Here is an 11,951-nt window from a genome sequence, read left to right as displayed (position 1 = left end):
CCGTTACCCTTTGTCTGCCTGACGCGCGCGCCAGATCTGATAGATGTTGACCAACGCCCAAATCAGCGCGGCCATTGCAGCAAAATCAAACAGCAGCGCAAAGCGCCCCGGCAATCCTGCCATCTTTCCAATCACATTGAGAGCCAGCCAAATCAGGATGGTTCCGGCGATCACCACCGATACCATGCGGCTTTTGCGCGCTGTGTCCTGATCCGATTGTTTCTCAGTCATTCATCAATCCTCGTAGACGTCGCCTTTGGCGACTTTCTTTGAGAATTCGGTTTCTTCGCCTGAGGCAAGAAGCTTTGCCTGATCGACCCAGCCATCCCGCGCAATACGGCCTTTGAACGACAGTTTGTCATCCATGTCGGTGATATCGTCGGCAGTCCAAGCGGCAATCTGCGCAAAAGTGGTCACGCCATTGTCGTGCAATTTCTTCTCTAACGCAGGGCCAACACCCTTGAGCTGTTTCAGATCGTCAGCGGTATCCGACTTGGCCGCGTCCTTCTTGACTTTTGGCTTGTCAGCTTTGGCGGCTGCTTTAGCTGCCTTGGGTTTTTCAGCCTTCTTCGCCTCTTCAGCCTGCTTCACAGCTGGTTTGGGCGTAGGGGCAGGTTTCGGCGGTTGACCTTCGGCGGCGCGACCGGCAACAACGCCGTCTTTGCCAACCCAAGGTGTCAGGATTGGCACTTCGGTGCCGTCGATGCGTTTGATGGAGTCGCCAAGGTCGGCTGCCAGTTGGGCAGACGCGTTGTACTGCGTTTTGCCGCTGTCGTATTCTTTCAAGCTGGTCAGGCCGAAAAGCGGCTCAGAGGAATAGCGGCCATTCTGCGGACCGGCAGTTGGCACTTTGCCAGCGGCCAGGTCGTCCAGCATCTTGGCAAAGCCATCAGCGGTCAGATCTTCGAAGTAGTCTTTGCCGATTTGCGCCATTGGCGCGTTGGTGCAAGCACCAAGACATTCAACTTCTTCCCAAGAAAACTTGCCGTCCGCGCTGAGCTGGTGCGGTTTGTCAGCAATTTTCTCACGGCAGACCGCGATCAGGTCTTCGGCGCCGCAGATCATGCAAGAAGTGGTGCCGCAAATCTGGATATGTGCCAGTGAGCCAACCGGCTGCATCTGGAACATGAAGTAGAACGAGGCCACCTCAAGCACACGGATGTAGGCCATGTCGAGCATGTCCGCCACGGTTTCAAGCGCGGGTTTAGAAAGCCAGCCTTCTTGTTCCTGCGCACGCCACAGAAGTGGGATCACAGCGGAGGCCTGGCGGCCTTCCGGGTATTTGGTGATCTGAGCCTCGGCCCAGGTCTGATTGGCCGCGGTGAAAGCAAAGCTTTCCGGCTGGTCGTGATACAGGCGACGGAGCATTAGTTTTCGAACTCCTCAAGCGGGATACAGGTCGCGGAGGCTGCGTCTTCCGGGATATCTTCACCCTGTTCTTGGGCGTCAAAAGCAGCGTCTGTAATGTTTAGCCGGCACATATAGCTGCCGTCATCGGTCTCAACGAGCACAACGTTGTCACGGATGTGCAGATACCCATTGGAATCAGAAACCATCTCCGGGAACGACATGTCGGCTAAGGCCGTCTGGCTGCTCAATGCCAAAATCGAAACGGCAACAAAAACGGGTGATTTCATCGGTCGATCTCCCCGAACACAATGTCCATGGTGCCAATGATGGCAGCCACGTCGGCCAGCTGGTGGCCGGTTGTAATATGGTCCATCGCCTGCAGGTGCAGATAGCCTGGCGCGCGCAGCTTGGCACGGTAGGGCTTGTTGGTGCCATCCGCCACCATGTAAACGCCAAACTCACCTTTGGGCGCTTCGACAGCTGCATAGACTTCACCTTCCGGCACATGGAAACCTTCGGTGTAAAGTTTGAAGTGGTGGATCAAGCTTTCCATCGACGTTTTCATGTCGCCGCGTTTCGGCGGGGTCAATTTTCCGCGGGACAGGACGTCGCCTGTCGCTTCGCGCAATTTTACAATCGCCTGACGCATGATCGACAGAGATTGGCGCATTTCTTCCATGCGCATCAGGTAGCGGTCGTAACAATCCCCGTTTTTGCCAACAGGGATTTGGAACTCAAATTCGTCGTAGCACTCATAGGGCTGCGCACGACGCAAGTCCCATGCCATGCCAGCAGACCGCGCCATGACACCGGACATGCCCCATTGAAGCACATCTTCTTCGGTTACAACGCCAATGTCCACGTTACGCTGCTTGAACACGCGGTTCTCGGTCAGCAACTCGTCGATATCGGAAAGTGCCTGTGGAAACTCAATGGCCCACTCTTCGATATCGTCCACCAGTTGATCCGGAAGATCTTGGTGCACGCCACCAGGGCGGAAATAGTTGGCGTGCAGGCGCGCGCCACAGGCCCGCTCATAAAACACCATCAGTTTTTCACGTTCTTCAAAGCCCCACAGCGGCGGGGTCAGAGCACCAACGTCCATCGCCTGTGTGGTGACGTTCATCAGGTGGTTCAGAATGCGGCCGATTTCGCAGAACAGCACACGAATGAGCTGTGCACGACGTGGCACCTCAGTGCCGGTCAGTTTTTCAATCGCCAAACACCATGCGTGTTCCTGGTTCATCGGAGCCACGTAATCGAGGCGGTCGAGATACGGCAGGTTCTGCAAATAGGTGCGGCTTTCCATCAGCTTTTCGGTGCCACGGTGCAGCAGGCCAACGTGCGGATCGCACCGCTCGACAATTTCACCGTCCAGCTCCAGCACCAGACGCAGCACGCCGTGCGCCGCAGGGTGCTGTGGGCCGAAGTTGATGTTGAAGTTGCGGATCTGCTGTTCGCCGCTCAGCGCATCCACGCTGCCGTCGTCAAATTTGGAGCCGTCCATCATTTTGCGTCCCCCTTCTCGTCGCCAGGCAGGATGTACTCGGCACCTTCCCAAGGAGACATGAAATCAAACTGGCGGTAGTCCTGTGTCAGCTGCACAGGCTCATAGACCACGCGCTTCTGCACTTCGTCATAGCGCACTTCGGTATACCCAGTGGTTGGGAAGTCCTTGCGCAGCGGGTGGCCACGGAAGCCGTAGTCCGTCAGCAAGCGGCGAAGATCCGGGTGGTCGGAGAAGATGATGCCAAACATGTCAAACACTTCGCGTTCAAACCAGTTGGCCGACGGATGCACCGGCACAATGGACGGCACCATTTCGTCTTCGCGCACCGACACGCGCAGACGCACGCGGTGGTTCTGATACATGCTCAGAAAATGGTAGACGACGTCAAAGCGCTTAGCCCGCTCTGGATAGTCCACGGCAGTGATATCCACGAGGGTGGAGAACCGGCAAGTTGGATCGTTGCGCAGGAATTCCACAAAAGGCGCGATGTTGGCTGGCGCCACATTTACGGTCAGCTCGTCAAATGAGACATCCCAGCCGATCACACAGTCCGGGCGCTTGAGCTCGATGTGCGCGCCGAGTTCATTCAGGGCTTCAGTCATCGTTCAATTGTCCCTGTGCGGCGGATTTTGCGTTGCAGCTGCAACAGACCATAAAGCAACGCTTCGGCGGTTGGCGGGCAGCCCGGAACATAGATGTCGACCGGCACAATGCGGTCACAGCCGCGCACCACCGAATAACTGTAGTGGTAGTAGCCGCCGCCATTGGCACAAGACCCCATAGAGATCACATAGCGTGGCTCAGGCATTTGGTCATAAACCTTGCGCAGCGCCGGGGCCATTTTGTTGGTCAGCGTGCCCGCCACAATCATCACGTCAGACTGACGTGGGGAGGCGCGCGGGGCGATGCCAAAACGCTCAGCGTCATAGCGCGGCATAGAGGTATGCATCATCTCAACTGCGCAACAGGCCAGACCAAAGGTCATCCAGTGCAACGAGCCGGTGCGGCCCCAGTTGATCAGATCTTCCGCATTGGTCAGCAGGAAGCCTTTGTCCTGCAACTCGGAATTCAGCGCCTGGGTGACAACTTCTTTGTCCACACCTGCGGTGTTCTGGCCGGTCATCACTCCCATTCCAGAGCTCCTTTTTTCCACTCATAGGCAAAGCCAATGGTCAGAACCGCGAGAAACACCATCATCGACCAGAACCCCACCATCGAGACATCTTTAAAGGCCACAGCCCAAGGGAAGAGGAAGGCGATCTCCAAGTCAAAAATGATGAAGAGGATCGAGACGAGGTAAAACCGAACGTCAAATTTCATACGCGCGTCATCAAAGGCGTTGAAACCACATTCATACGCAGAGACTTTTTCCGGGTCCGGATTGCGGACGGCCAAAACAACGGCTGCAAGAATGAAAACAAGACCGAGACCGATGGCAACGGCTGCGAAGATGAGGATGGGAAAATATTCCCGAAGCATCTCTTCCAAGGGTAGCTCCTTTCATGCACGCCAGCACGGTGCAGTCAGATGGCTGTATAGACTCTCTGCGGGGTTTACCCCTGCCCTATGGCGGGGTCAACAATTAGCGCAAGAATTGAGCCTGACGTGACTTTGATGTTATTCCCTAAAAATCAATAACTTAAGCGCAATTCACATGTATGTGCGGCATTAAGCCGGTGCCATTTTTTTCCACCCATCACTTGAAACGGGACAAATTGACCCTTGATTCCAGAATCCTCCGATATCTGACAAAAAAAATCAACTAAATCTTTCGACGCTCGCTCGCCCCCAGTACCTCGGTAAGGTCGTAAAAAGTGTTTTTCATCTATGTCTTAAAGGGAATCCCCAAAGAAAACGCGAAGCCGGGATCCCAGCTTCGCTCCAAACCTACTTCCTGTAATCAAATGGTATTCAGGAGGCCCATTTTGGCTTTTCCTTTGAAAAAAAGGCACCAATGCCATCTTTGGCCTCCTGCCCTTCCCAGCAGGCAACCAATTCGCCAATGGTATGGTCGATAACCGCATCGTCAATTACTGGACCTAGTTTGCGGGCCAGCATCTTTGCTCTGGCAACTGCGCCCGGGGCACAGGCCAAATAGGGTGTTACCTCTGCCTCAACCGCGGCATCCAAATCTTCGGAGGGCACTGCTTTGGCCAGCAAGCCAAGTGTGACCGCTTCCGACGCTTTGAACAGACGGGCGGACATAAAGACCCGACGCGCCATGGCCTCGCCCATGCGCGACAACACGTAGGGGCCGATCGTGGCCGGGATCAACCCTAGTTTGGTTTCCGTCAGCCCCATGGTTAGGGTGTCCACACCTATGGCGACGTCACAGACGCTGGCCATGCCCACCCCACCGCCAAAAGCGCTTCCTTGCAAACGGCCAATAAGCGGTTTGGGCAGCGTGTTGAGCGCCTGCAAAGCCTCAGCCAATTTGCGCGCCTCAACAAAGCGCATTTTGGGGTCCGCCGCCATTTGCGACTGCATCCACCCCAGATCACCTCCTGCACAGAAGCTTTTACCAGCCCCGGTCAGCACAACCACACGCACGGCCTCATCTGCGCCCAGCGCCTCTGCGGCTTGTTTGAGTTCAACAATCATCTGCCCGGACATCGCGTTATGCTTTTCCGGGCGATCCAGAGTGAGTGTGGCGACGCCGCGTTCATCGGTTTTGATGGTGAGGGTTTGATAGGTCATTTTGCGTCCTCTGCCTTTTCGTCCGTCACGCGCATGGTCCGTGCCATTTCCGCAGCACGCCCCAAAACGTCTGCATTTAAGCCCGTCTCATAGCCCAGCGCCTTTAAGCGCGCGTCTACGGCCTCCGTAGCGACGTTGCCTTTGGCACCCGGCGCGTAGGGGCAACCGCCCAGCCCGCCAACAGCGGCGTCGAACACGCGAATGCCGAGCCCAAGAGACGCCTCAATGTTGGCAAGCGCACGGCCAGCTGTATCGTGGTAATGGCCTGCCACTTTATCTGCGGGCACCACTTCCAAAACGGCTTCCAACATCGCCTTGATACTTTCCGGCGTGCCTTGGCCAATGGTGTCGCCCAAACTGATCTCGTAGCAGCCCGCGTCAAACAGGTGCTTGGCCACCTCTGCGACTTTTTCTGGAGGAGTTGCACCATCATAAGGGCAATCCGTGACGCAGCTTACGTAGCCTCGGACTGGCAGACCGATCTCTTTGGCTGCTACAACCACAGGTGCAAACCGTTCAAGGCTTTCAGCAATGGTGGCGTTGATGTTGGCTTTGGAAAAGCCTTCCGAGGCCGAGCCAAAAATTGCAATCTCGTCTGCCTTGGCTGCAACAGCCCCTTCAAAGCCGCGCATGTTGGGCGTGAGCGCTGCGTAGCTAACGTCTTCGGCGCGGGTAATTCCCGCTAGGACGGCCGCAGAGTCGGCCATCTGTGGCACCCATTTCGGGCTAACAAAACTGGCCACCTCGATGCGCTTGAACCCCGCTTTGGACAGGCAGTCCACCAACGCGATTTTTTCCGAGGTGGGGATCTGGCGCTTTTCGTTTTGCAGCCCGTCGCGCGGGCCCATTTCGAAAATTTCAACGGTGTTGGACATGTTTACGGCCCCTGTTCCGGCAAATCATAGAAGTCTTGCGTATAAAATTGCTGCGCGCCCTCAGCAGCCTGTGCTGCGCTGTAAGCAGGACGGGTTTCGATGCGCCGCAAGTAGGCCGTGGTCAAAGGATAACCGTCAAACCGCACATATCGGCTGGCGCTTTCCAGCGTGAAGCCCATCATAACGTCCGCAGCCGAAAACCCACTTGCCAACAGGAACTCGCGCCCATCTGACAAGGCGGTCTCAACCGCTTTCAAGGCTATCGCCAGCCGTTTGGTTTCGATCCCCATCACGGTGGGGGATTTCATCCAACCTTTCGGCAGGAACAGGTGCTGCATGTTGAGGTTCTGAATGCCCGCGGCGATGGTTTCGGCGTAGTGCAGCCATTGCAGCCATTCCGCACGCGCATCAGTGGCAATATCTGGCATTAGCTTGTGCCCCTCACGGGTCTCGCAAAGATACTGCACTATTGCGCCGCTTTCATACAGCACGCGCCCGTCGATCTCCAACGCAGGCACGCGCCGGGCGGGGGACATGGCCTTGAACGTAGGGGCTTGCAGTGAGCCATCCATAATCTGGTACGGGACAATCTCCACGGCCTCGCCAAGCTCGTGGAGCAGCCAGTTCACCCGAAAGGACCGGCTGCCCGCAATGGAGTGCAGGACCGCACTCATTCCTCGTCTTCTTCCAACAAGATCAGAGCAGTACCGTCCTCAACCTGTGCGCCTTCCGTTGCCAGAATATCGGCCACAACACCATCACGTGGCGCGAGAAGAGAGTGTTCCATTTTCATGGCCTCGAGAATGGCAAGACGGTCGCCTTCGTTGACCTCTTGGCCAGCTCTGGCAAAGATCGCCTTAACCAAACCCGGCATCGGTGCGGCAATCACATTGCCGCCTACCCCGCCTTCATCTTCGCGGTCCAGCGGGTCCACGACAGTGAAGCGATAGCCGTTGCCCCAGAAAACGGTCAGCTCATCGCCGTTTTGCGCGGTGCGCGCGAGAACTTTGACTGTGTCGACCCACCAGCTGCCGCCTTTGAAGGTGACGGTGTGTTCCGCCTCTTCGACGTGGACACCGTAATTGCCGGTATCGTTGACCCGCACATCCACGTCGATGCGCTCTTCATTGTGGATCAGCGACACGCTGTGTGTCAGCGGAGACCACAGAACCAGCGTTTCGGCCGGCGCGGATCCATCCAGTGGCCGCAATCCCAGCGCTGTCAGCGCCGCCACTGAGCGCGCTTTGGTGCAGGCCGAAGGCTGCACGGCCAGTGCATCAATGTGACGTTCGATCAGACCTGTGTCCACGTCTCCTGCCACAAAATTTGGCTGTGCCGCCAACAGAGCCAGGAAGCTCACGTTGGTCACGGTGCCGCCAACATCTGTCCAACGCAGGGCGCGCTCCAGCTGCTTGAGCGCCACATCCCGTGTCGGGCCATGCACCACCAGCTTGGCAATCATCGGGTCGTACCATGGGCTGATGGTGTCACCTGCCCGCACGCCGCTGTCGATGCGAGCTTGGGTCGGGAACTCCAGATGTGACAGCGTACCGATGGCGGGCAGGAACCCCTTAGGCACGTCCTCGGCGTAGATGCGCGCTTCAAAGGAGTGGCCAGTGATGGTCAGCTTATCTTGCTGCATGGGCAACGGCTCGCCGGAGGCAACGCGCAGTTGCCACTCCACTAGGTCGACGCCTGTGATTGCTTCAGTAACAGGATGTTCCACCTGAAGACGGGTGTTCATCTCCATGAACCAAAACCCATCCGGATGCAGCCCGTCTGAGCCATCTACGATAAATTCAATCGTGCCCGCGCCTTTGTAGTTGATGGTTTCAGCGGCCCGAACAGCGGCTTCCCCCATGGCAGCGCGCATTTCTTCGGTCATACCGGGCGCTGGTGCCTCTTCGATGACCTTCTGATGGCGACGCTGCAGCGAGCAGTCGCGCTCAAACAGATGCACGGCGTTGGTGCCGTCCCCAAACACCTGCACCTCGATATGACGTGGGCTGGTTACATATTTCTCGATCAGAACATCGGGGTTGCCAAAAGCCGTAGTGGCCTCGCCCTGCGCGGAAGCAAGTGCGTCAGCAAAATCGGCAGTCTTTTCCACAAGGCGCATGCCTTTCCCACCGCCGCCAGCAACCGCTTTGATCAAAACCGGAAAGCCAATTTTCTGGGCTTGATCCGCCAGAAACGCACCGTCTTGATTGTCGCCATGATAGCCAGGGACAACTGGCACACCGGCTTCTTCCATCAGAGCTTTGGCAGCATCCTTGAGCCCCATCGCTCGGATCGCCTTGGCAGAGGGGCCGATGAAGGTCAGTCCGGCCGCCTCAACAGCATCTACAAACTCTGGGTTTTCCGACAAGAAACCATAACCCGGGTGAATCCCTTGTGCGCCAGTATCAAGCGCAGCTTGGATAATCACATCGCCTTTGAGGTAGCTGTCAGCAGGTGCTGGGCCACCGATATGTATGGCTTGATCTGCCAGAGCGACATGTTTGGCCGTGGCATCAGCCTCTGAATAGACGGCAACAGTTTTTACGCCCATAGCACGGGCGCTTTCCATCACACGGCAGGCAATCTCGCCTCGGTTGGCTATCAGGATTTTTTCAAACATCGGGTGGTCCTTTGCATTGAGACGTCGGACCAGGGGCAACCTGCCCCCGGACCCCCGGGGATATTTATGGAAAGAGAATGATTACATCCGGAACACGCCGAACTTGGTCTCTTCTATTTTGGCGTTCAGGGACGCGGTGAGGCTCAGATGCAGCACGTCGCGGGTCTTGCGCGGATCTACAATGCCGTCATCCCAAAGGCGGGCAGACGCATAAAGCGGGTGGCTTTGCTCCTCAAACATGTCGAGCGTGGGCTGTTTGAAAGCGGTTTCTTCCTCCGCCGACCATTCGCCCCCCTGGCGCTCGATGGAATCGCGTTTCACTGTGGCCAAAACGCCTGCGGCCTGCTCCCCCCCCATCACGGAAATCCGCGAGTTAGGCCAGCTCCACAAGAACCGTGGCGAATACGCCCGCCCAGCCATGCCGTAGTTACCAGCCCCAAAAGAGCCGCCAACCAGCATGGTGATTTTTGGCACTTTGGTGGTGGCCACAGCTGTCACCAGCTTGGCGCCGTGGCGGGCGATGCCTTCGGCTTCATACTTCTGGCCAACCATAAAGCCGGTGATGTTTTGCAAGAACACCAACGGGATGCCACGTTGCGAGCACAGTTCAACAAAATGCGCGCCTTTGGCGGCGCTTTCGGAATAGAGCACACCATTGTTGGCGATGATGCCAACTGGGCAGCCTTTGACATGGGCAAAGCCACAGACAAGGGTTTCGCCAAAACGTTTTTTGAACTCGTCAAACCGCGAGCCATCGACCACGCGAGCAATGACTTCTCGGATGTCGTAAGGTGTGCGCAGACCGCCAGGCACTACACCAAGGATTTCCTCCGGGTCATAAGCGGGATCCTCGGGTGTTTGCCAATCCACGGTTTGCGGCTTGATGCGGTTGAGATGTTTCAGCGCATCTCGCGCCAATGCCAGCGCGTGGGCATCATCGTCGGCCAAATAATCCGCCACACCGGACAGACGCGTGTGCACATCTCCGCCGCCCAAATCTTCGGCGCTGACAACTTCACCGGTGGCGGCTTTTACCAAGGGCGGGCCTGCCAAGAAAATAGTGCCCTGCTCTTTCACAATAATGGTCACGTCCGACATGGCGGGCACATAAGCGCCGCCAGCGGTACAGGACCCCATCACAACGGCGATCTGCGGAATGCCTTTGGCGGACATATTGGCTTGATTGTAAAAGATGCGACCAAAGTGATCACGATCCGGGAAGACCTCATCCTGCTGCGGCAGGTTCGCGCCGCCACTGTCCACCAGGTAGACACAGGGCAGGTTGTTCTGCTCGGCAATCTCTTGTGCCCGCAGGTGTTTTTTCACAGTCATCGGGTAGTAGGTGCCGCCCTTAACGGTGGCGTCATTGCAGACCACCATGACCTCTTGGCCATGCACGCGACCAATGCCAGCAACCACGCCTGCACAAGGCGCGGCACCGCCGTACATACCGTGCGCCGCGGTGGCACCGACTTCCAGAAACGGTGAGCCAGGATCAAGCAATCCTGCCACACGCCGGCGCGGCAGCATTTTGCCGCGGCTTTCGTGACGTGCGCGGGATTTTTCGCCACCGCCGATGCGGGCCGCTTCCGCAACTTCGCGCACGATGTCGATCATCTCCAGATGTGCCGCGCGATTGGCGGCAAAATCCTCAGACGCGGTGATGACCTTGGATTGCAACTTGCTCATCGGTTTGTTCCATTTCTCATTCAATCAAAGCCACAGCTTCGAGGTAAAAAGTCTGCTCAGCGGTGAGGTACAAGTGACAGCCTTGAGACTCCGGACTGGTGGCAGCTCCCGTTTCCCACAGGGTTTGTTCAAAGGCGCATGTCGCACTGCGGTAGGCTTTCCAACTCTCCTGAGCTGCGCGCAACGCACCAGCCTGATCTCGCGGCTCAAGTGCCAAACTTTCCGCATCGCTGTCTTTGCCCTGCGCCCTATCAAGGGCCATGCCAAAGCCTGCGGACAGCCGCGCATCCCAATAGTCAATTTCCGCATCCAGGCAGGCACCGAGCGCCCCAGCTTGCGCACAGTTTTGCGCTGCCAAGCCAACACAAACACGCTTGTCACTTTCCCGATCTAAACCAGACAGACATATGTCTATCGTCTCCTCGGAAATGGACGTTGCCTCAGCCTGCGCCCAAGATGCGCCAAACATGACGGTCAAACTCAATATCGAACTTAGCACCTTCATTTAGTCCACCAACCCGTCTGCTTCCAAATAAAGCGCCTGTTCAGCGGTCATATACATCAGGCAACTGACTGTTGCTGGACCACCGCCGGTGCCGCCGCCCCACTGCGACCGCTCATAATCACAGGTTGCGTCACGATATGCGATCCAAGCGCGCTGCATGTTTTTGAGCGCATCCCCCTGTGACGGTGCGGCCGAGCCAAGCTCAGCCATCTCTGTGTCCGAGGCTTTGCGCTTGGTGCGCACTGTTTTGTAGGCGGCGTTGAGGCGCCCATCCCAATACTGCAGTTCTTGATCAAGGCACTGGCTCATGCCGTAAGTGGACCAGCCGCCCTCGGTGGTTTCCATGCAGAGGTTGGCAGAGGCGCCAATGCAGGAAGTTGGATTTTGGCTCTCCACCATTGCGATCAAACATGTTTCTGTCGCCACTGATGTAAAGCCTGCCTGCTCATCAGCTAAAACTGCAGTACCAGTCCCAACCCCTGCCGCGAATGCCAAAATCTTCCACATGGTTTACCGCCTTTCAAACGTTACTTGCTGTCAGGATAGGCGGGAATGTCCGCCCCGCTCTACCCTACAAAACAAACACGTCAATACGAGCCTTTATGCCTGTGCCGCCATCAGCTCGCGGCCAATCAACATGCGGCGGATTTCACTGGTGCCTGCGCCAATTTCCATCAGCTTCGCGTCCCGGAAAATGCGACCAAC

At 56.9% G+C, this 11,951-nt stretch carries 15 protein-coding genes; all 15 read right to left on the bottom strand.

The window, feature by feature from the left end:
* Positions 1–3: 3 nt before the first annotated feature.
* Positions 4–231, bottom strand: coding sequence for a DUF5337 domain-containing protein (locus QZ517_RS08510; protein ID WP_294225139.1), 228 nt, complete (start codon positions 229–231; stop codon positions 4–6).
* A 3-nt stretch (positions 232–234) separates the two neighbouring features.
* Positions 235–1,368 (bottom strand): NADH-quinone oxidoreductase subunit NuoE, encoded by a 1,134-nt coding sequence (nuoE, locus tag QZ517_RS08505; protein WP_294225135.1) that lies wholly within the window; start codon positions 1,366–1,368, stop codon positions 235–237.
* A complete protein-coding gene (locus QZ517_RS08500) occupies positions 1,368–1,637 on the bottom strand; it encodes a hypothetical protein (protein WP_294225127.1) in 270 nt (89 codons plus the stop codon). Before QZ517_RS08500 ends, nuoE begins: the two co-directional genes overlap by 1 nt.
* The gene (locus tag QZ517_RS08495) at positions 1,634–2,857 is read right to left on the bottom strand and encodes an NADH-quinone oxidoreductase subunit D (RefSeq protein ID WP_294225209.1); all 1,224 of its coding nucleotides are present in this window, start codon (positions 2,855–2,857) and stop codon (positions 1,634–1,636) included. Before QZ517_RS08495 ends, QZ517_RS08500 begins: the two co-directional genes overlap by 4 nt.
* The gene (locus QZ517_RS08490; protein WP_294225124.1) at positions 2,857–3,462 is read right to left on the bottom strand and encodes an NADH-quinone oxidoreductase subunit C; all 606 of its coding nucleotides are present in this window, start codon (positions 3,460–3,462) and stop codon (positions 2,857–2,859) included. The genes QZ517_RS08495 and QZ517_RS08490 overlap by 1 nt, the downstream gene beginning before the upstream one ends.
* A complete protein-coding gene (locus tag QZ517_RS08485) occupies positions 3,459–3,992 on the bottom strand; it encodes an NADH-quinone oxidoreductase subunit B family protein (RefSeq protein WP_283427193.1) in 534 nt (177 codons plus the stop codon). The genes QZ517_RS08490 and QZ517_RS08485 overlap by 4 nt, the downstream gene beginning before the upstream one ends.
* Complete coding sequence (locus QZ517_RS08480; protein ID WP_283427194.1) at positions 3,983–4,348, bottom strand: NADH-quinone oxidoreductase subunit A; 366 nt, start codon at positions 4,346–4,348, stop codon at positions 3,983–3,985. Before QZ517_RS08480 ends, QZ517_RS08485 begins: the two co-directional genes overlap by 10 nt.
* 423 nt (positions 4,349–4,771) lie before the next feature.
* Positions 4,772–5,557 carry a crotonase/enoyl-CoA hydratase family protein gene (locus tag QZ517_RS08475; protein ID WP_294225117.1) on the bottom strand — a complete coding sequence of 262 codons (786 nt, stop codon included), beginning with the start codon at positions 5,555–5,557 and terminating at the stop codon, positions 4,772–4,774.
* A complete protein-coding gene (locus tag QZ517_RS08470; protein ID WP_294225113.1) occupies positions 5,554–6,432 on the bottom strand; it encodes a hydroxymethylglutaryl-CoA lyase in 879 nt (292 codons plus the stop codon). The genes QZ517_RS08475 and QZ517_RS08470 overlap by 4 nt, the downstream gene beginning before the upstream one ends.
* A 2-nt stretch (positions 6,433–6,434) precedes the next feature.
* Complete coding sequence (locus tag QZ517_RS08465) at positions 6,435–7,106, bottom strand: glutathione S-transferase family protein (protein WP_294225110.1); 672 nt, start codon at positions 7,104–7,106, stop codon at positions 6,435–6,437.
* A complete protein-coding gene (locus QZ517_RS08460) occupies positions 7,103–9,052 on the bottom strand; it encodes an acetyl/propionyl/methylcrotonyl-CoA carboxylase subunit alpha (RefSeq protein ID WP_294225107.1) in 1,950 nt (649 codons plus the stop codon). The genes QZ517_RS08465 and QZ517_RS08460 overlap by 4 nt, the downstream gene beginning before the upstream one ends.
* 81 nt (positions 9,053–9,133) lie before the next feature.
* Positions 9,134–10,741 carry a carboxyl transferase domain-containing protein gene (locus QZ517_RS08455; protein ID WP_294225104.1) on the bottom strand — a complete coding sequence of 536 codons (1,608 nt, stop codon included), beginning with the start codon at positions 10,739–10,741 and terminating at the stop codon, positions 9,134–9,136.
* A gap of 16 nt (positions 10,742–10,757) precedes the next feature.
* Complete coding sequence (locus QZ517_RS08450) at positions 10,758–11,246, bottom strand: lysozyme inhibitor LprI family protein (protein ID WP_294225100.1); 489 nt, start codon at positions 11,244–11,246, stop codon at positions 10,758–10,760.
* Positions 11,247–11,753 (bottom strand): lysozyme inhibitor LprI family protein, encoded by a 507-nt coding sequence (locus QZ517_RS08445; protein ID WP_294225097.1) that lies wholly within the window; start codon positions 11,751–11,753, stop codon positions 11,247–11,249. It abuts the gene before it with no gap.
* 93 nt (positions 11,754–11,846) lie between these two features.
* The coding region (locus QZ517_RS08440) for an acyl-CoA dehydrogenase family protein (protein WP_294225206.1) at positions 11,847–11,951 on the bottom strand (105 nt) is incomplete at its 5' end.

It is taken from the genome of uncultured Shimia sp. (assembly GCF_913054185.1).
Taxonomy (GTDB): domain Bacteria; phylum Pseudomonadota; class Alphaproteobacteria; order Rhodobacterales; family Rhodobacteraceae; genus Shimia.
This window is presented reverse-complemented; position numbering and strand designations above follow the sequence as displayed.